A 19,660-nucleotide genomic window follows, 5' to 3' on the forward strand; every position below is an offset into this window, starting at 1 on the left:
GGGCGATGAGGACGAGTTCGCGGGGACCATCCCCGCAGGCGCGGGGAGCACATGTGGTACTCGCGGGTGTTGTTCTTGGTGCGGGGACCATCCCCGCAGGCGCGGGGAGCACCGCTGGTCCAATTGCGCGTCGGTGAGCCGGTTGGGACCATCCCCGCAGGCGCGGGGAGCACGTTGGGGTACTGCTCCTCGACGGCTGCCGGTCGGGACCATCCCCGCAGGCGCGGGGAGCACCCGGGCTGGGATCGGCCGTCCCGTCCCCGCCAGGGACCATCCCCGCAGGCGCGGGGAGCACAACCGCAAGCTCTACCGCGCCAACTACGGCACGGGACCATCCCCGCAGGCGCGGGGAGCACACCGGCAAGAGCAGCGGCTCGCAGGTCACCCAGGGACCATCCCCGCAGGCGCGGGGAGCACACCGGCAAGAGCAGCGGCTCGCAGGTCACCCAGGGACCATCCCCGCAGGCGCGGGGAGCACACCGGCAAGAGCAGCGGCTCGCAGGTCACCCAGGGACCATCCCCGCAGGCGCGGGGAGCACACCGGCAAGAGCAGCGGCTCGCAGGTCACCCAGGGACCATCCCCGCAGGCGCGGGGAGCACACCGGCAAGAGCAGCGGCTCGCAGGTCACCCAGGGACCATCCCCGCAGGCGCGGGGAGCACCTGGTCGCCACCGATGTGAGTGTCCCGAACCGGGGACCATCCCCGCAGGCGCGGGGAGCACACCCCGCGCACCATGGAGCACCAGCGGGAGGTGGGACCATCCCCGCAGGCGCGGGGAGCACGGAACGGTTCGAGGTTGGCCACGAAATAACGGAGGACCATCCCCGCAGGCGCGGGGAGCACCCCAGCGCGACCGACTACACGTCGCCGGGAGTGTGGACCATCCCCGCAGGCGCGGGGAGCACACTTTATGACCTGCTGCTTTGCCACGGAGACAGGTCATTCTGAAGCAGTTTCACCGACTCCGACATAGAGGAAATAAGGGTCATTGCGCACCTCAGCCTTTGCCGTACCGCCGTCGCTTGGATGCGTTACTCCAGCCTTTTCGTGGCGCGCTCGGGCCGTTTGAGGAGCTCTGAGTGTTCGGGCGGCGGATCAGGGTCAGGCCTTCGTGGTCGACCGGATGCCAGGCATGGTCATGGCTGCGGAAGGTGAAGCCCTGTTCGTTGTTCGTCGTGTGGGCAAGGAGGGCGCGGCCCTGGTGGGCGTACTGCTGGACCTCGTCCCAGAGCAGGTCGCGGACTCGGGCGGACGGATTGCCAATGAAGACGCCTGCGGAGATCTCGAGGAGCCAGCGGGTGAGGAAGCCTCTCAGGCCGGGCGGACAGTTGGTGAGGACGATGACGGTCACCAGGACAGCTCCGCGTCGGCGTAGGAGTCATGATCATGGGCTCCGCCGCCGTAATTGCGGCCCGCAGCGACGGTGTGGCCGCCGTCGGTGTGGAGGGTGACCACGCCAAGGTCGTCGTTCGTCGCCCCGGCCGAAGCAGTCTCCGGTAACAGGAGACGCTTGATGTCGTTGACGCAGCGGTCGAGCAGGGATTTCTCGTTGATGCGATCCCGCAGCGCACGGCGGGTGCGCGGGCCGACGTCTTCCTCGTCCTCGGCGGCGATGTCGAAGGCGAGTGGGATGCCGATCTCCGTCTTGTACAAGTCTGCGATGTCCAGGACGAAGGACAGTTCGTGGCCGGAGTGGACGAAACCGAGTGCGGGACTGCAGCCGAGGGAGGCGATGACTGCGTGGGCGATGCCGTACATGCACTGGGCGGCGGCGGTGACGGCCTGGTTGACCGGGTCGCCGCTGGTGAAGTCACCGGGGGTGTAGCGGCGGCCGCGCCAGGGGACGCCGGTGCGGGCGGACTGGGCCCGGTAGCAGTCCTTGACACGGCTGCCTTCGCGGCCGAGGAGTTCTTGGCGGGTGAGGCCGGCGGGGTCCTCGTCGGGGAAGCGCAGTCGGTACATGGCGCGGGCGACGGCGAGCCGGCTGCGGGTGTTGGCCCACTGCACGGCTTGTGCTTCGGCGAGGGCCGAGGAACGGGTCAGGGCGCGGCCGCCGGCGTAGTAGCGCACGCCCTGTTCTCCGACCCAGCAGACGGCGGCGCCGGTTTCACCCAGGACGCTCATCGCCTGGTGGGTGATGCGGGTGCCGGGCCCGAGGAGGAGGGTTCCGATGGTCGCCGACGGAATGTGGGTGGTGCCGTCGGCGTCCTCGGCGGTGATGGCGTTGGCGTCCCGGTGCACGGTGCAGCGTTCGAGGTAGACAAAGGACAGCCGTTCGCCGGTGCGGGTGAGCTGGCGTGGGCTGAGCGCGGCGCGCCGGGAGACTGTGGTCACCGTCTCACCTTGTCGTGCCGAGTGGCGCCAGGGTGAGCAGGCCGCAGCCGTAGGCCTTGGCCTTCCCGATCCCATGGGTCAGGGCGCGGCGCAGCAACTGCGGTTCGGTGACCTCAAGGCGGCCGTCGAAGGTAACGGTGACCAGGCTTACGGGTGCCCGGCGACCTCCATGGGGGCCAGTGGCACGCGACTTGTCGAAGGCGAGGGCGCGTTTGTCGCGGACGGTCAGTTCGTATCGGTCACCGTGGTGGGGCGCCTTGGCGTGAGTGGTGCCGCTGGGAAGCAGCCGGGCGTTGTCCGCCTTTTCCAGTACGCGGAAGCCGCAGCTTTCCTGGCGCTTGAGGAGCCAGCCCATCTGGTGCACCGGGGTGAGATGTGCGGTGCGCTTGGTCGGTTCGTCGTCCTTGCGGCGGACGTGGTGGACGGGGTTGGCGGTGAGGCGGAACGCCCACCGGTCGCCGGTGGCGAGCCGGTCGAGGAGCGGGCCGTAGGGGCGGCTCTGCCAGCCCGGCTCGACCGGATCGGCGGCGGCTGCGGCGGGCCAGCCAGCTTGTTCGACGAGGTGGGTGAGGTCGGGCCGGTCGGGACTGACGATGTACAGCATGACTTCGGCGCGGGTGGTGTGGTCCAGCCGCCACAGTACCCGCGGGCCGTCTGAGGGGGGTGTGTCGGTGGGCAGCAGTGCCGGAAAGGACGACATGACGGCCGCGTGCATGGCCTGCGGTGAGGACAACAGGCGGCGGGCACCGGACCGCGCGGCGTTAACGCGGAAGCGGGTGAGGAACATCAGGCGCTCTCTTCGTCCAGGGCGTCGAACGGGTCATGCCGGGGCAGGTGCCGGGGGGACGGGTTGGGGATACGCACGCTGTAGGTGACCTGGGTGCGCAGGGCGTGTCGCCGTTGTTCGGCGGCGAAGCTGAGCGGCTGGTCGCGCAGGGTGTCCGCCGTGTTCTGCTCGTGCTCGTCCGCCTCGCGCAGCACAGTCAGTTCGACATCGTTCTGGCCGCGGCACTGCCTGCGGTACCAGAGCGAGGCCTGCCACGGTTCCGCACGCAGAGCGTCCTGCAGACAGGCGTGTTCGTGGAGGTCAAGCTCGACGGGGAGGGACGGCGGGCAGGACCGGCGGCCGAGAAACGGTGCGTAGACCGGGGCGCGCAGCGCTGCGTGCAGTTCGGCGAGTACCCGGAGGTCGCCTTCGAGAGCGGCGACGAACACGGCGTCGGCCAGGTAGAAGCGTTCGGACAGCGGCATGGATTTGCCGGTGACGCCGTGGTGGGCCGTCTGGAAGTCCCGTACGCGGGTGCCGGGCTGGTCGATGCGGACGCCGAACCGCAAAGCGGCCAGCGGTTTCAGCTTGTCGTCGTCGCCGCGTTCGATGCCGGCTGCGGCAGCGAGCATGCCGATGACGCCGCTCTTGGTGGGCGCGGACTCGGTAGTACGGCGCGCGAAGCGGGCCGAGGCCCCCCATGACTGCAAGGGGCCCGCGAGCCTCAGGGTCAGCACGCTCATGCGGGCTTCTCCAGGCGCTCGGCGACGGCCTGGCCGACGGCGCCGACGAGTTCGCCGATGTTCTGCGACTCGGTGCCAATCCCTGCGAGCTTCTGGGTGTTCGGGCCGACGCGCAGGACCCAGGTGAGAGTGGAGTCTTCGTCGCCGTAGGCCCGCTCGATGTCGGGGATGTACTCGGCCAGGCGCTCGGAGGCCTCACGGACATAGCCGCCCGTCTCGCCGCGCACCGGGTCCTCGAAGGCGGCGACGAAGCTGACGGGCCGGGTGGTGCGCAGCTTGACGATCACGGCGTCGGGCAGTGTGTGGTGCCCGAAGGTGTTGATCTTGCCGGTGGGCAGGGAGGCGACGAAGCCGTGGACGAAAGCCTCCACGGCACGGCGAACCGGATCGGTGCGCGGCTCCTCGTCGCGCAGGCCCTGTCCGAGGTTGGCGGCGAGTTGATGGACACCGAGGGCGGCATAGCGGTAGAGGGTGGCGGAGTTGAAGTCGACGGTGCCGATCATGCCGGCGCCGGTCTCCGCGTCGGTGTTCTCGTCGTCGACGGCCGTGTAGTAGTCGGACTCGTTATCCACACGGTGGACGCTGATGGCGTGAGCGACCTGGACAGCGGCGTCGACGTTGATGTCCGCGTCGTCGGCCACCATGCGGCCGAACAGGGCGATGTCGACAGAGTGGAAGGTGTCCGCGATCTGCTTCGCCCGGCCCTTGTTCTCCTTGTCCTTCAGATACGCCGTGATGTCGGCGGCGCCCTCGACGGCGAGGCGGGCCAGCCCGTCGAGTTGGCGGGCGCTGAGAAACACCAGGTATTTGGACTGGGGTGCTGGTTCCGGCTCGCCGTCCTTGGCCGCGGCCGCCTTGCGCTTGGGAACCTCGGTCTTCAGCCCCGTGGCCTTCACGGTCTCGTCCGCAATCCGCAGTGCTGCCTCCCCGGTGAGGGAGGGATCGAGGCCGGTGATCCGTTCGGCGACCGCCTCCACGATCTTCTTGGTCCGTACGCCGAGCTCGCTCGCATCCAGCAGGTGCTCGTCCTTGAAGTACGTACGGGTGGCTCGCTTCCACGCCTGGCTGGAGACGCGGGCGCGCGGCACGCCCCCGTACACCGCGGTCTTCGGCGCGCCGGTGTCGTCGCGGTTGAGGTTGCTGGGCGGGACGGTCTGCAGGGCGTGTACGTCGAGGAAGATGCGGTTCACGAGGCGTCCTTGTCGATGTCCGTAGCGCTGGTCGTGTCGGAGCTGGCGGAGGGGGTTGTGCCGCCGATGGGCCTGTCGTGCCAGGAGTGGAACGAACGGCCCCATTCCCTGCGAACGGCGTCCGCCCCGCCGGGCCACTGCCAGACATAGAGCTGTCCGGCGAGTTGGGCGTGGTCGAGTTCGATGTCCTCGCGGCGCAGCAGGACGACGATGTCGCGCAGCCGCTGGGCAAGAACGGCGAGGTCGGGGGCGGTGCCCGCCCGGACCAGGCGCTTGTGCACGGGTTCGTCGATCTCGCCTGGCTTCATCATCCGGCGCACCGCGGCTCCCAGGCCGCGGCGGCGGCCTGGCCGATCGGCCTGATACATGCCAGTGCGGCGGGACTGCTGGTGCAGCGCGTAGAGGGTGAGCGCGACGTGCAGGGCGTCCTCGGCCCGGTTCAGTTCGCTCTCGCTCAACGGCCGGGCACCGTCCGGCGTTTCGTGCAGGGGGCCGGTGTCGATCAGCGCCCACAAATCGGGCAGCTGCCCTGCCTCCCGGCCGGCGCCGCGACGGAGCCGGGCGAGGGCCCCGACGGCATGAGGCTGGTCATCAAGGTAGCCCCGTTGCAGGGCGGTGATGTGGCCGGCGGCAAGCCGGACGACGCGTTCGCGTGGCGTGGCAGGTGCGGTGACGGTGGTCATGCGGGTGCCTTCACGGTGGTTTCGGGTGCCGGGCTTGCGTCCACGTCCGGCGGCGTGTCGGGGGAATCAGCGAGCCCCAGGCCCTTGTACAGAGCGGCGCGGAACCACTTGCCGGCGAGCGCGGAGTTGAGCCACTCGGTGCCGTGCTTGAGCTGGACGATTCGGCCCTGCCAGGCAGCGTCCCCGGCCTCGGCCATCAGTCGGTCGCCGAGCTTGCTGACGATCCCGTACACCTGCTGCTGCCAGTCAATGCGCTTCGCATAGGGGTCGTCTGTGTCAGCGAGGTGTGCGAGCCAGGTGCGGTACGGGGCCTCTAGGAGACCGTAGGCGAGATCACGTGCGTTCGAGCGCGGCCCTTCGGTCTCGGTACCGGCCGCGCGGGCCAGGTTGGTGGCGAGGTCACCGAGCGCATTGACCGCGAGGTCGGCGTCTCCGACAGCCGCGACGGCCTGCTCGGCATAGCGCCGGTCCTGCTCATGAAGCAGGACAACGGCCATGGCCACGTGGTCGTCAACGATCTCGTCGATCACCGACTGCTGCGTGCCGTAGCGTGCGCCGATGATCCGGGCCCGGACGAGGAAGCCGCGTTCCAGTTCTCCCTCCGTCACCAGGCGGGCCACCCACTCCAAGATCCCCGGCCGCAGGTGGTCGGCAGGCTCCGGTCCCTGAGCCGTGACGGCCTTGTTGGCGACCAGGGCGCCGAGCCCACGCCATGCGGAACGCTCAGGAGCGTGCTCGCGAGGCAGATAGACCGGACTCTTGCGGAGTTTTGCCTCCTGAGGCTTGCTTCGCCGCCAGGCGGTCATCGGCTCTCGGTGCTGACGGTCGCGGGCGGTGAGCGGGTCGCCGTAACCGAGGACGACGCCGTGCACACCGGTGTCGTCGAAGTGGAGCCGCAGGCGCCGCGTCTGCCAGGTGTACAGGTCGCGTACACCGGTCGGGGCGCGCTCGGCGCCCCCCGGGCCGCACGGCTCTCTACGCCACGCCGGTGCGTCCGCTTCGTCGATCTCCAGGTTGGCGGTGTCTGCGGCCACCAGATTCAAAAGCAGCGTCTCCCGCAGGGTGCGGCCCTCGACCAAGACACCACCGAGGTTCCCGGCCCAACCGACGCCAAGCGGGTAGACCTTGCCTCCCTTGGCGCGCTTGTCGCCCTCCACGCCGGTCTTGATGCCGGAGGTGTCGTAGGCGTGCGCGTGCACGACCCAACGGGCTGCCTCGGCGAAGGTGAGCCGCTCGACGGTGGGCATACGGGCAGTGAAGAACGGTTCTCCGTTAGGAACGTCAGCCACGATCCGGTTGAGGGAGAACACCTCGTCCTTCGCCGTGCGTAAACCTGCGGTCTGGAAGAACGGCGCCTCAGCATCCAGCAGGTCGAACCGTCCTCGGTGCGCTCCGAGGTACGCGCCGACCGGCGCGAAGCAGGTCTCGTCCGCCCACAACTCTGCCCACTCGTCGGTGTCCTGCGGCCCCTGCAGTGCGTCATGTGCGACCGCGAGCAGCAGACGGACCAGGGCGAACTCCTGGGTGGGCAGGTCACCGACGATGCGCCGCAGGTAGTGCGCCTGCTCGAACACCTGGCGCAGCGACAGCTCGTCCTGGCTGCCGTCACTTCTGAGCACGGGGATCCACGTCCGGGCAGTGAGGTCGAACGACAGCACACCGTCGCTGCTGTTCTGGTCGGTTTCAGGCACGGGTCACCTCAAGGCCGTCACTGGGGCTGTACCGGAGGCAGAAGCCTGCCAGGTGGGTCTGACAATCCTCGTCGAGCGGCAGGATCAGCTGGCCGGCGAGCCAGTGACTGTCTTTCACCTGCCAGGCGGGGATGTAGAGCTCCTCAAGTTCATCGATCGCCCGGTCCATGACGTCGGCGTAGCTGAACTGAATCGGCAGCCGCAGTCCGCAGCTCGCCGCGGTACGGGCCGCGAGAGCGGTCGGTACCTGGTCCGTAGGCAGCGGCAACCCGGCGCGGGAGCGGCCCTTGCGGTCGGGTGCGAGCCACGGCACCGTGGCGAGAGTGCCATCGGCGCGCCGCTGTACGACCACGACCTCCAGGCTCTCGCGGCTGTCGCGGACTTGGGCCCGTCCTTGGCGGGTGTCGTCCGCGTCGCCGACCCCGGCTGCGACCCAGCCGAACAGTGGCCGGCCCGGGCGGGCGGCGGCATCCAGCCGGAACGTCGCGGCCCGCTCGGCCTGGTCCGTGCGATGCGCCTCAAAGTGTGCGCGGGCGGTTTCCAACGCCTCCGCCCAACCGGCCGGGCCGTCGGGCTTTTCGGCGTAAGCGCGCTGCACCAGTGGACTGATATCCGCCGGCAGCCTTACGGGGCGCTCCTGACCGCCGTCGAGGTGCGGCAGCAGGACGGCAGCGGAACGCAGCAGCGCGTACGCCCCGTACACGGCGAGCGAGCCGCGCACCGGCGCGGGTACGGGGGCGCTCCAGTCGACGCCGGTGACCAAACAGCGCGCCTGGCGCAGCCGCTTGGGCCGGTCGGTCTGTTCCTCGCCGCCGCGCAGATGCCGGTGCAGGCGTCCCATGCGCTGCAGCATGAGGTCAACCGGGGCGAGGTCGGTGACCAGCAGGTCGAAGTCGACGTCCAGGGACTGCTCGGCGACCTGGCTGGCGACGACAATGTGCGCTGCCTGCGGCCGGTCGGCCTTGCCCGGTCGCCCGAAGCTTTTCAGGAGGCCTGCGTCCTTGGCGGCACGGTCGACGTCGATGAAACATGAGTGGGCGACGGTGACGTTCGCCTCACCGAACCTCTCCCGCAGCGCAGCCGCTGCTTCCAGGACACGGCGCACGGTGTTGCGTACGACGAGGGCGCAGCCGCCTTCCGCGAGTCCCTTCTCCAGCCGGTCGGCTAGGACATTCAAGTCGTCGTCAAGCCGCTCCAGTTCTACGTCCGTGGCGCGGGCCGAGGCCTCAGGGCACCGCATGACCGGCTCGCCCCCGGGCGTGACCGCCGTCAAGAGCGGATACTCGTCGGCCTGCGCGACAGCGTCGAACGAGGCCGCGGCTTCACCGGTGGCCTTCCCCGCGTACGCCTCCGCCAACTCCCTTCGCCGGCCGGCCGGCAGCGTCGCGGACAGCACCACCACCGGCACCCGGTAAGCACCCAGCCACGACAGCACCCGGTCGAGATAGACGCTCATGTACGTGTCGTAGGCGTGCGCCTCGTCGATGACGACGACCTTCCCGGCGATCGCGAGGTGACGCAACGCCAGGTGCCTGCTCTTGAGCCCGGCGAACAACAGCTGATCGACCGTGCCCGCGACGAACGACGACAGCATGGCCTTCTTCCGCCCGCGCAGCCAGGCGTGGGCGACGAGTTCGGCGGCAGCAAAACGGTTCCGGCTCGTCGGCCGCGACTCATGCTCCTGGGGCCCGTCCACGTCGACCGCTGCGATCCGCTGGCCCTTGCCCATCAGATCGGCGAAGTCGTCGTTCAGGGCAGCCTTGGAGTGGGCCAGTTGCACCGAGTAGCGGGTCCCCTCGGGAGTCGGCAGACGGTCGAGCCAGTCCAGCAGTCGGGGGAACATCGCGTTGCCGGTGGCCATGGTCGGCAGCGCGAAGAACACACCGCCTGCCCCGAACCGCGAGGCAAGGACCTCTACAGCGGCGAGGGCGGCCTCCGTCTTCCCCTCCCCCATCGGCGCCTCGATTACCATCAGCCCCGGCTCGTCCATGCCTCGGGCCAGTTCCACGGCCGCCTCCTGCACCGGCCGGATCTTCGCCCCCGACGGAAGGTCGAACCGGGAGGCGAACAGCTCCTGCACATCCCCGACCAGTTCCGTTGCGTGCCATGGACCCGGCAGGTCCAGTCCACGCCAGGCGGCAGCGATGCGCTCTGGGCCGGTGCGGGGTACATCCTCGGGAAAGTAGGGGAAGAGGTCGGGATTGCTGGCTATCCAGTCGGAGACGATGACCAGCGCAGAAAGCAGCACCTGGACTGGTTGCGGCAGTTTCACCGCCTGCCAGGCCGCCAGACACTCCCGTACGCCGAACTCGTCCGCGCACGCGTCGAGCAACTCCTCCTGCACCCGCTTCCACAGCGCCCGGCTCGAACCGTGCGTACGCAGCAGATGTGGGTGACCGCCGAGCGCCTGGATCTGGCCGTGCTCAGGCGGCACCCCGTGATGCCCACCCACCGCCACCGTGAACTGCCCGGCCTGCTTGACCGTCCAGCCGTGCCGCTCCTCCAGCCACTCCCCCAACAGCACCTGCCCGGCCAGCCCGTGCGGCGCGAACCGCCGGTCCGCACCCATCGCCTCCCGCGAGCGCATATCCAGCCCGTGGCCGCGCATGACCTGCGCCAATTGCTCCACCTGGCAGGCGAACGCGGGCGTCGCCTTCCCGATGTCATGCACACCGGCCAGCCACACCACCAGCCGGCGCGCATCCACCTCCCCACCAGGAAGCACGCTGGCGATCAGTCTCCGCACGGACAGCGGCAACCACTCGTCCCACAACCGCCCGGCCACGGCGGCGCTGTCCTCCATGTGGCGCCACAAAGGCAGCCACCTGTCAGAATCCCGCTCGTGCTTGGCCCATACGCTCAACGCCGGTTTGCCCAGCCGGGCGCGTAAAACCACCGGGGCGCCCCCTTCGCCTGTCATGCCAGATACATACAGGATGTAGATGATGCGTGAAGCCGATATGGAGAAAACGGAGAGGGTCTAACGTCAGCAGAGAACGCTGCACAGACGCCAGCACGAGGACGATCCCGCGTGAATCCGCAATCGTCCGCCGCGACGGGAGCCCGAGAGACCGATAAGGGCGTTTCGCCGGACTCTATGAAACTCATGGAAGCCCCAGCACCTGGGCTATAAACCCGCAGACCACGTAGCCTGCTCCCCGCACCCGCGGGGATGGTCCCGAGCCGCTGAAGCGGGGGAAGAGGCGGTAGTCCTGCTCCCCGCACCCGCGGGGATAGTCCGCCGCAGGACCCCGCAGCCGCACCGGCAGGGCTCTGCTCCCCGCACCCGCGGGGATGGTCCCTGCGGGCTGAAGTCGAGCGAGCCGGGCACCGACTGCTCCCCGCACCCGCGGGGATGGTCCCATGCGTGGGTTGGTGGTGACGTTGTCCTCGGACTGCTCCCCGCACCCGCGGGGATGGTCCCTGCTCAGCAGCAGGGTGCCGGACTTGCCCATCCTGCTGCCCGCACCCGCGGGGATGGTCCCGGGGTCCGCTTGTAGCCGGCGGTCCGGCCGAACTGCTCCCCGCACCCGCGGGGATGGTCCCTGGCAGACCGCGTACACCGCGTGGGATCTGAACTGCTCCCCGCACCCGCGGGGATGGTCCCTGCATAGCCACGGCGCGCCCCTCAGAGGTTGGCTGCTCCCCGCACCCGCGGGGATGGTCCCACGGGGATCGGCATGGGCCGGTCGTGCGGCTGCTGCTCCCCGCACCCGCGGGGATGGTCCCGCCCGCGACATGGCCACACTCGACACGGACCCCTGCTCCCCGCACCCGCGGGGATGGTCCCTCGGTTGTCACATCATGCACGTTGGGAGACGACTGCTCCCCGCACCCGCGGGGATGGTCCCGATGAGGGCCGGAACGGTCACCGCGACGTTCACTGCTCCCCGCACCCGCGGGGATGGTCCCGATGAGGGCCGGAACGGTCACCGCGACGTTCACTGCTCCCCGCACCCGCGGGGATGGTCCCCAGCCGATGAAGGCCTTCACGCCCAGGCTCGTCTGCTCCCCGCACCCGCGGGGATGGTCCCCCCCCCGTCGCGCTGCGCCCCCCTGCAGACGACGCTGCTCCCCGCACCCGCGGGGATGGTCCCACGAACGCACAGATCACGATCATGCATTCGGCCTGCTCCCCGCACCCGCGGGGATGGTCCCCCGCCGGTCGTGGTGGTGACGGCGCGCACGTACTGCTCCCCGCACCCGCGGGGATGGTCCCTCTGGCACGGTGTGGGGGGAGTTGACCATCAGCTGCTCCCCGCACCCGCGGGGATGGTCCCCACAACGAGTACAAAGTCGCCGTCCACGAGGCCTGCTCCCCGCACCCGCGGGGATGGTCCCTCTGGCACGGTGTGGGGGGAGTTGACCATCAGCTGCTCCCCGCACCCGCGGGGATGGTCCCCACAACGAGTACAAAGTCGCCGTCCACGAGGCCTGCTCCCCGCACCCGCGGGGATGGTCCCTCCAAGGCTCCGGCGACATCCAGTGCTCCGTCCTGCTCCCCGCACCCGCGGGGATGGTCCCCGGCCTGTCATTGACGCCTTCAGGAACGCCGGCTGCTCCCCGCACCCGCGGGGATGGTCCCAACGACGTGCCCTACGACCGGCGCAAGTCGTACTGCTCCCCGCACCCGCGGGGATGGTCCCACGGCAGGGGCGTCGACGGCGGCCGCCGTGCGCTGCTCCCCGCACCCGCGGGAATGGTCCCGAGCTGTACATCTACGGCGCCGGTTCGTCCGGCTGCTCCCCGCACCCGCGGGGATGGTCCCTGCGGCTACTTGCTGTCGTCCTGCGGCTTGGCCTGCTCCCCGCACCCGCGGGGATGGTCCCTCGGCGCGGGGCGTCGGACAAGGACCGGCTGCTGCTCCCTGCACCTGCGGGGCCCTAGACCCACTCCACCTCCGAGTGGATCGCCGAAGAGCCTCCAGGCGGCGGAAGAGGCGTCCTCGGCGTCTCCTCCGCGGGTGCCTGCCGTCCAGACCGCGCCTTGAGCGCCCTCAGGACGGCAGCGGCGTCTCCCTCGCTACCGTCCTCTAGCGCCGCCACGATGCGCCGTAACGCCTCGCTCACGTCAGTGAGAGTGACCGCTGGTCGGAGCGTCCTTCTTGACCGTCAACGGCAGCAACTTCTTCCCGCTGTTACTTACTTGTGGCCAAGTGTCCATCTGCGGGCACACCCCGCAGTCAAAACACGGCGTCCAGCGGCAGTCCTCGACCTCTGTTTCGTCGAGGGCGTCCTGCCAGTCCTCCCAGAGCCAGTCCTTGTCGAGGCCGGAGTCGAGGTGGTCCCAGGGGAGGACTTCCTCGTAGGTGCGTTCGCGGGTGGTGTACCAGTCGACGTCCACGCCGTAGGGGGCCAGGGCCTTGTCGGCGCAGGCCATCCAGCGGTCGTAGGAGAAGTGTTCGCGCCAGCCGTCGAAGCGGCCGCCGTCCTCGTAGACGGCGCGGATGACCGCGCCGATGCGGCGGTCGCCCCGCGACAGCAGGCCCTCCACGATGCCGGGCTTGCCGTCGTGGTAGCGGAAGCCGATCGAGCGGCCGTACTTCTTGTCGCCGCGGATCTTGTCGCGGAGCTTCTCCAGGCGGGCGTCCGTCTCCTCCGCCGACAGCTGCGGTGCCCATTGGAAGGGCGTGTGGGGCTTGGGGACGAAGCCGCCGATCGAGACCGTGCAGCGGATGTCGTTCTGGCCGGAGACCTTGCGGCCCTCGGCGATCACGTTCATCGCCATGTCGGCGATCTGCAGGACGTCCTCGTCCGTCTCCGTCGGCAGCCCGCACATGAAGTACAGCTTCACCTGGCGCCAGCCGTTGCCGTACGCCGTGGAGACCGTGCGGATGAGATCGTCCTCCGAGACCATCTTGTTGATGACCTTGCGCATGCGCTCGGAGCCGCCCTCGGGTGCGAAGGTCAGGCCCGAACGGCGGCCGTTGCGCGTCAGTTCGTTGGCCAGGTCCACGTTGAAGGCGTCGACCCGGGTGGAGGGCAGGGACAGGCCGATCTTGTCCTCCTCGTACCGGTCCGCCAGGCCCTTGGCGATGTCGCCGATCTCCGAGTGGTCCGCGGAGGACAGGGACAGGAGGCCCACCTCCTCGAAGCCCGTCGCCTTCAGGCCCTTTTCCACCATGTCGCCGATACCGGTGATGGAGCGCTCGCGGACCGGGCGGGTGATCATGCCCGCCTGGCAGAAGCGGCAGCCGCGGGTGCAGCCGCGGAAGATCTCCACCGACATGCGCTCGTGGACCGTCTCGGCGAGCGGGACCAGGGGCTGCTTGGGGTAGGGCCACTCGTCGAGGTCCATGACCGTGTGCTTCGACACGCGCCAGGGCACGCCGCTCTTGTTCGGCACGACCCGGGCGATACGGCCGTCAGGCAGGTACTCGACGTCGTAGAACGCCGGGACGTACACCCCGCCGGTCCGCGCCAGCCGGAACAGGACCTCCTCGCGGCCGCCCGGGCGGCCCTCCGCCTTCCAGTCGCGGATGATCTTCGTCATGTCCAGCACGGCCTGCTCGCCGTCGCCGATGATCGCCGCGTCGATGAAGTCCGCGATCGGCTCGGGGTTGAAGGCGGCGTGGCCGCCCGCCAGCACGATCGGGTCGTCGAGCCCGCGGTCCTTGGACTCCAGCGGGATGCCGGCCAGGTCGAGGGCGGTCAGCATGTTCGTGTAGCCCAGCTCCGTGGAGAAGGACAGGCCGAACACGTCGAAGGCCTTCACCGGGCGGTGGCTGTCCACCGTGAACTGCGGGACGGCGTGCTCCCGCATCAGGGCCTCCAGGTCCGGCCACACGCTGTACGTGCGCTCGGCGAGGACGCCCTTCTGCTCGTTCAGGACCTCGTAGAGGATCATGACGCCCTGGTTCGGCAGACCGACCTCGTAGGCGTCCGGGTACATCAGCGCCCAGCGGACGTCGCAGGACTCCCACGGCTTGACCGTGGAGTTGAGCTCTCCACCGACGTACTGGATCGGCTTCTGCACGTGCGGGAGCAGAGCTTCGAGCTGCGGGAAGACAGACTCGGCGGCCGCAGTGACTTCGGCAGGCATCTCGCGAACCTTCGTAGGACGGGACTGAACGGACAGGGGTGACCATCTAGCCTAACGCGATCGAACGACCCCCCGAACCGCCCTCAGACCCCCATCGCCTCCGTGACCTCCCGCCACGCACCCGGCAGCGCCACCTCGTCCGCCGTCGCGCGTGCCTCCTCGCGGCCGTAGAGCACTCCGTAGGTGAACGTGCTCTCCCCCGCCGCGTGCGCCACGGCGGACAGTTCGCGCAGGGTCAGGCGGGTCATGACGCTGTCCTGGTGGTCGCCGAGCAGGTTCTGCAGGGTCTTCATCGACCTGGTCAGCGCGGTCGCCGGGTCGCCGAGGGCGGGTACGGCCGCCTCCGCCGAGTAGCGCGTCCGCTTGGCCTTCTTGCGTGCCTCGTGCAGGGCGAGGTCGCGGTCGCGGCCGGCTTCCGTGGCGAGCGCCTTCTCCACCCGGTCGGACAGCTTCCCGAAGTCCTTGCGTACGGCCTTGGCGATCACCTTGTCCGGGCTGCCCGCGGCGCCCCGGAGCAGCGGCGGCTCGTCGAGCAGCGCGTCGAGGGTGTCGAGCAGCGTGAGGTAGCGCCGGGAGTCCAGGACGCCGGTCAGGCGTCGGCGCGAGCCGCTGCGCCGGGCGTTCGTCCAGGTGTCCAGGCGGGTGCGGACCGGGCCGGAGAGCAAGATCCCCGGCAGTTCGTCGAGACGGGCCTTGAGGCGCTCGGTCAGGACCTCCGCGTCCCGGTCCACCCCGAGTTCACCGGCCAGCCACTTCAGTTCCTCGCCGACGGGGTCGGTGACCGTCCGGTCGAGCACCTTGCCGTACGAGCGGAAGGCGCTGCGCATGCGGCGGGTGGCGACGCGCATGCGGTGCACGGAGTCGTGCACGTCCTGCCGTACGGCCGGGTCGAGTGCGACGAGGGCGTCGCGCTGCTCACGGACGTAGGCGAGGACATGATCGCCGGCGGTCTTCGGCGCCCGCGGCTTCCGCTTCCTCTTGCCGCCCTTCGTCGGCGGCGCCGTCTCGGCCAGCGCCCGCGCCAGTTTCGACGACGACGTGGAGGGCCGTACGCCCGCCTTGCGCAGCCGTTTGTCGACCTTGTCGAGGAAGGCCGGGTCGCCGCCGTCGGCGAGCTCCACCTCCAGCTCGGTCCACTGGGCGGCTCCGCCGTCGCCGGTGAGCCGCTCCGCGTGTACGGCGTCCACGCTGATCTCGGCGAGCAGGCGCCCGCCGGCGTCCACGAGGTCGCGGAGGTCGCGGTCGGAGCGCAGCCGGACGACGGGCCGCAGTTCGGCCTCGCGGACCCGGGAGCGGAGCAGGGCGGTGAGGTCGGCCGGGAGGGTGTCGGAGAGCGGGGCGTGGATCTCGTCGCGGACGCCGGGGGCGACGGGGAACTTCAGGTGCCAGCCGGCGTCGGAGCCGCCGGTGCGGCGGCGCAGCGTGATCGCGGCGGCGGCGAGGCGTTCGTCGGCGGTGTCGTAGTAGGTGGCGTCCAGATGCGCTACGCCCTTGTCGACCACGGCGTCGACGCCGGCGACACCGGTCAGGTCGGGCAGGCCGCTGTCGTCGGATTCGTATTTCCGCTCGATCTCGCGCTTTGTGTCCGCCATGAACCGAATCTAGTGGGATTCATCCGGGAGGGGCAGAGCTGCTCCCGGATGAATCCCGGGGAAACACGGATACAACTGGCGATACGTCAGGCCGACATGGGACTGTCTACGCCGACATGGGCCGCTGTGCGGTGATGGACTGCAGCAGCCCCACCGCTATCCAGACGGCGAACATCGACGAGCCGCCGTAGGAGACGAACGGCAGCGGCAGACCCGTGACCGGCATGATGCCGAGGGTCATGCCGACGTTCTCGAAGACCTGGAAGGCGAACCAGGCGACGATCCCGGCGGCGACGATCGTGCCGTAGAGCTCGGTCGAGTCACGGGCGATGCGGCAGGCCCGCCACAGGATCACGCCGAGCAGGACGATGATCAGCCCCGCGCCGACGAAGCCGAGCTCCTCCCCCGCGACGGTGAAGACGAAGTCGGTCTGCTGCTCGGGCACGAACTGGCCGGTGGTCTGCGAGCCGTGGAAGAGGCCCGCGCCGGTCAGGCCGCCCGAACCGATCGCGATGCGGGCCTGGTTGGTGTTGTAGCCGACGCCCGCCGGGTCGAGCGCGGGGTTGGCGAAGGCGGCGAAGCGGTTGATCTGGTAGTCGTCCAGGATGTGCAGCTGCCATACGGCGATGGCGCCGACGGCGCCGGCCGCGATGAGACCGAACACCCACCGGTTGGAGGCGCCGGAGGCGAGCAGCACCCCGAGGATGATGATGACCATGACCATCACCGAGCCGAGGTCCGGCATCAGCAGGACGATCAGTATCGGTACGGCGGCCAGGCCCAGGGCCTGCAGCACGGTGCGGTGGTCGGGGTAGGTCTTGTCGCCCGCGTCGACGCGCGCGGCCAGCAGCATCGCCATGCCCAGGATGATCGTGATCTTCACGAACTCCGAGGGCTGCAGGGAGAAGCCGCCGCCGAGCACGATCCAGGAGTGCGCGCCGTTGACCGTGGAGCCGAGCGGGGTGAGCACCAGCAGGATCAGCAGGACCGAGAGGCCGTACAGGATCGGGATGACGGTGCGCAGGGCGCGGTGGCCGATCCAGACCGTGGCGACCATCAGGGCCAGGCCGATGCCGGTGTTCATCAGGTGCCGGATGAGGAAGTAGTACGGGTCGCCCTGGTTGATCTCGGTGCGGTTGCGGGTGGCCGAGTAGACGAGGACGGTGCCGATCAGCGACAGCGCGATCGCGGCGAGCAGTATCGGCCAGTCCAGCCTGCGGGCGAGCGAGTCGCGGGCGAACACCCGCGTCCAGCCCCCGCGCTGCGGTCCGTACCCGGAGACGGAGAAGCTGTTGGCACCGGTCATGTGAGCATCCTCCGGCTGCCTCGCCTGCGCGGCCGCCTGCGGGTGTTCCGGTTGGTCGAGGTGGGGGTGGCCGTGGTGGCGCCCGGCTGGTTCTCGTCCGGCGGGGTCTCGCCCTGCTTCTGGGCCTTCTTCAGGTCCTTGACGGGGTCCTTGGCGACCTTCGGGGAGTCGATCGTGCCGTCCGTCCTGACCTTGGGCAGGCCCTTCTGCGGGGTGGGCAGCAGCGCCTTCTTCTTGTCGATGGAGCCGTCGGCCTGGACGCCGTAGAGGGCGCTGTAGATGTTACGGACGGCCTCACCGGAGGCGCCCGAACCCGTACCGGCCTGGGCGATCGTCATGACGACCGTGTAGTCCTTGGAGTACGTGGCGAGCCAGGAGGTGGTCTGCTTGCCGTAGACCTCGGCGGTACCGGTCTTGGCGTGCAGGGTGATCTTGTCCTGCGGCCAGCCCTGGAACTTCCAGGCGGCGGTACCGCTGGTGACGACGCCGGCGAGGGCCTTGTCGATGCCCTTGTGCGTGGCCTTGCTGATCGGGAGCTTCGCCTTGACCTTCGGCTTGATCTCCTTGACCGTCTTGCCGTCGGCGCTGACGACCGCCTTGCCGATGGTGGGGACGTACTCGGTGCCGCCGTTGGCGAGCGCCCCGTAGATCATGGCCTCCTGGATCGGCGTGAGCAGGGTGTCGCCCTGGCCGATGGAGTAGTTGATCGAGTCGCCCTCACGCATCTTGTTGCCTTCGAGGCAGTTCTCGTAGGCGATCTTCTCGACGTAACTGCCGTTCTTCTTGCCGGACTTGCACCAGGCGTCCTTGTTGGCCTTCCAGTAGTCCTCTTTCCACTGGCGGTCCGGGACGCGGCCGGTGACCTCGTTCGGCAGGTCGATGCCGGTCTGCTTGCCGAGGCCGAACTGGTGGGCCGTCTTGTAGAAGTAGTCCTTCGGCTGGCCCTTCTTGGGGTTGATGCCGCCGTCCTTCTTCCACTCGCGGTCGGCGAGGCCGTAGAAGACGGTGTCGCAGGAGACCTCGAGCGCCCGGCCCAGCGAGATGGGGCCGAAGCTCTCGCCCTCGAAGTTCTTGAAGACCTGGCCGCCGACCGAGTACGAGCTGGTGCAGGGGTAGCCGCCGTCCCAGGCGTAGCCGGCCTGGACCGCGGCGGCCGTGGAGACCACCTTGAAGGTCGAACCGGGCGCGGACTGACCCTGTATGGCCCTGTTGAGCAGCGGGTAGTCGGAACCCTTGCCGGTGAGCTTCTTGTAGTCCTTGGCGGAGATGCCGCCGACCCAGACGTTCGGGTCGTACGTCGGCGCGGACGCCATGGCGACGATGCGGCCGGTCTTGGCCTCCATCACGACGACGGCGCCGGAGTCGGCCTTGTAGTTCTCATTCGTGATCGAGTCGTACTGCTTGCGGGCAGCCTTCATCGCGGTGTCCAGCTCGTACTCGGCGACGCGCTGGACGCGGGAGTCGATGCTGGTGACGAGGTTGGAACCGGCCTGCGCGGGATCGGACTTGGCCTTGCCGATGACGCGCCCGAGGTTGTCCACCTCGTAGCGGGTGACGCCGGCCTTGCCGCGCAGCTCCTTGTCGTACTGGCGCTCCAGGCCGCTGCGGCCGACCTGGTCGGAGCGCAGATACGGCGAGTCGGTGTGCTGCGCCTTGGTGATCTCCTCGTCGGTGACCGGCGAGAGGTAGCCGAGGACCTGGGAGGTGTTGGCCTTGCCGGGGGCCGGGTAGCGGCGCAGCGCCTCGGGTTCGGCGGTGATGCCGGGGAAGTCCTCGGCGCGCTCGCGGATCTGCATGGCCTGGCGGGGCGTGGCCTCGTCGGTGATGGGGATCGGCTGGTAGGGCGAGCCGTTCCAGCACGGCTGCGGCGTCTTGGCGTCGCACAGCCTGACCCGCTGCATGACGTCCTTGGGCGACATGCCCAGGATGCCGGCGAGCTTGGTGAGGACGGCCTTGCCGTCGTCCTTCATCTTCAGCAGGTCGGTGCGGGAGGCGGAGACCACGAGCCGGGTCTCGTTGTCGGCGATCGGCACGCCGCGCGCGTCCAGGATCGAGCCGCGCACGGCGGGTTGGACGACCTGCTGGACGTGGTTGCCGGACGCCTCCTTCTGGTACTGGGCGCCCTCACGGATCTGCAGGTACCACAGGCGGCCGCCCAGGGTGCCGAGCAGGGAGAGGACGAGGATCTGGATGACGACGAGCCGGATCTGTACCCGTGGGGTCCGTCCGGTCTCGGGGATATTGGTCACTGCGGTTGCCTCCCCCTCTCAGTGCGTGTGTGTGTCATATCCGACGGACCTGTGAACGGCGGCC

12 protein-coding genes and 2 CRISPR repeat arrays (1 of these 14 running past the window's edge) are annotated in these 19,660 nt (G+C 69.5%); all 12 genes read right to left on the reverse strand.

Going from position 1 to position 19,660, the window contains the following annotated elements; translation table 11 throughout:
• A CRISPR array of direct repeats spans positions 1 to 906; the repeat unit is 29 nt; unit sequence GGGACCATCCCCGCAGGCGCGGGGAGCAC; it begins 893 nt to the left of the window's first position.
• A gap of 92 nt (positions 907 to 998) precedes the next feature.
• Positions 999 to 1,352 (reverse strand): type I-E CRISPR-associated endoribonuclease Cas2e, encoded by a 354-nt coding sequence (cas2e, locus tag JYK17_RS24165; protein WP_222811163.1) that lies wholly within the window; start codon positions 1,350 to 1,352, stop codon positions 999 to 1,001.
• Complete coding sequence (cas1e, locus tag JYK17_RS24170; RefSeq protein ID WP_222811164.1) at positions 1,349 to 2,335, reverse strand: type I-E CRISPR-associated endonuclease Cas1e; 987 nt, start codon at positions 2,333 to 2,335, stop codon at positions 1,349 to 1,351. The genes cas2e and cas1e overlap by 4 nt, the downstream gene beginning before the upstream one ends.
• A gap of 4 nt (positions 2,336 to 2,339) precedes the next feature.
• Positions 2,340 to 3,122: a type I-E CRISPR-associated protein Cas6/Cse3/CasE gene (gene cas6e / locus JYK17_RS24175; protein WP_222811165.1), complete on the reverse strand. Its 783-nt coding sequence runs from the start codon at positions 3,120 to 3,122 to the stop codon at positions 2,340 to 2,342.
• Positions 3,122 to 3,844 (reverse strand): type I-E CRISPR-associated protein Cas5/CasD, encoded by a 723-nt coding sequence (gene cas5e, locus JYK17_RS24180; protein WP_222811166.1) that lies wholly within the window; start codon positions 3,842 to 3,844, stop codon positions 3,122 to 3,124. Before cas5e ends, cas6e begins: the two co-directional genes overlap by 1 nt.
• Positions 3,841 to 5,034: a type I-E CRISPR-associated protein Cas7/Cse4/CasC gene (cas7e, locus tag JYK17_RS24185; RefSeq protein ID WP_222811167.1), complete on the reverse strand. Its 1,194-nt coding sequence runs from the start codon at positions 5,032 to 5,034 to the stop codon at positions 3,841 to 3,843. Before cas7e ends, cas5e begins: the two co-directional genes overlap by 4 nt.
• Positions 5,031 to 5,717, reverse strand: coding sequence for a type I-E CRISPR-associated protein Cse2/CasB (casB, locus tag JYK17_RS24190; protein ID WP_222811168.1), 687 nt, complete (start codon positions 5,715 to 5,717; stop codon positions 5,031 to 5,033). Before casB ends, cas7e begins: the two co-directional genes overlap by 4 nt.
• Positions 5,714 to 7,408, reverse strand: coding sequence for a type I-E CRISPR-associated protein Cse1/CasA (gene casA / locus JYK17_RS24195; protein WP_222811169.1), 1,695 nt, complete (start codon positions 7,406 to 7,408; stop codon positions 5,714 to 5,716). Before casA ends, casB begins: the two co-directional genes overlap by 4 nt.
• Positions 7,401 to 10,328 carry a CRISPR-associated helicase Cas3' gene (gene cas3 / locus JYK17_RS24200; protein WP_222811170.1) on the reverse strand — a complete coding sequence of 976 codons (2,928 nt, stop codon included), beginning with the start codon at positions 10,326 to 10,328 and terminating at the stop codon, positions 7,401 to 7,403. Before cas3 ends, casA begins: the two co-directional genes overlap by 8 nt.
• Before the next feature lie 231 nt (positions 10,329 to 10,559).
• Positions 10,560 to 12,237: a CRISPR direct-repeat array (repeat unit 29 nt; unit sequence CTGCTCCCCGCACCCGCGGGGATGGTCCC).
• Between the two features lie 241 nt (positions 12,238 to 12,478).
• Complete coding sequence (locus JYK17_RS24205; protein WP_222811171.1) at positions 12,479 to 14,449, reverse strand: TIGR03960 family B12-binding radical SAM protein; 1,971 nt, start codon at positions 14,447 to 14,449, stop codon at positions 12,479 to 12,481.
• A gap of 83 nt (positions 14,450 to 14,532) precedes the next feature.
• Complete coding sequence (locus JYK17_RS24210) at positions 14,533 to 16,041, reverse strand: CYTH and CHAD domain-containing protein (RefSeq protein WP_128802925.1); 1,509 nt, start codon at positions 16,039 to 16,041, stop codon at positions 14,533 to 14,535.
• A 106-nt stretch (positions 16,042 to 16,147) separates the two neighbouring features.
• Positions 16,148 to 17,347 (reverse strand): rod shape-determining protein RodA, encoded by a 1,200-nt coding sequence (rodA, locus tag JYK17_RS24215; protein WP_108014661.1) that lies wholly within the window; start codon positions 17,345 to 17,347, stop codon positions 16,148 to 16,150.
• Positions 17,344 to 19,596 carry a penicillin-binding protein 2 gene (gene mrdA, locus JYK17_RS24220; protein ID WP_108014662.1) on the reverse strand — a complete coding sequence of 751 codons (2,253 nt, stop codon included), beginning with the start codon at positions 19,594 to 19,596 and terminating at the stop codon, positions 17,344 to 17,346. The genes rodA and mrdA overlap by 4 nt, the downstream gene beginning before the upstream one ends.
• Between the last annotated feature and the right edge of the window lie 64 nt (positions 19,597 to 19,660).

Source organism: Streptomyces plumbidurans, from assembly GCF_019857225.1.
In the GTDB taxonomy this organism is placed as follows: domain Bacteria; phylum Actinomycetota; class Actinomycetes; order Streptomycetales; family Streptomycetaceae; genus Streptomyces; species Streptomyces plumbidurans.

What these genes read in the sequence shown, in the direction of transcription:
- casB (WP_222811168.1), bottom strand. Translation starts at nt 5,717, where the DNA reads ATGACCACCGTCACCGCACCTGCCACGCCACGCGAACGCGTCGTCCGG.
- cas3 (WP_222811170.1), bottom strand. Translation starts at nt 10,328, where the DNA reads ATGACAGGCGAAGGGGGCGCCCCGGTGGTTTTACGCGCCCGGCTGGGC.
- JYK17_RS24210 (WP_128802925.1), bottom strand. Translation starts at nt 16,041, where the DNA reads ATGGCGGACACAAAGCGCGAGATCGAGCGGAAATACGAATCCGACGAC.
- cas6e (WP_222811165.1), bottom strand. Translation starts at nt 3,122, where the DNA reads ATGTTCCTCACCCGCTTCCGCGTTAACGCCGCGCGGTCCGGTGCCCGC.
- rodA (WP_108014661.1), bottom strand. Translation starts at nt 17,347, where the DNA reads ATGACCGGTGCCAACAGCTTCTCCGTCTCCGGGTACGGACCGCAGCGC.
- JYK17_RS24205 (WP_222811171.1), bottom strand. Translation starts at nt 14,449, where the DNA reads ATGCCTGCCGAAGTCACTGCGGCCGCCGAGTCTGTCTTCCCGCAGCTC.
- cas5e (WP_222811166.1), bottom strand. Translation starts at nt 3,844, where the DNA reads ATGAGCGTGCTGACCCTGAGGCTCGCGGGCCCCTTGCAGTCATGGGGG.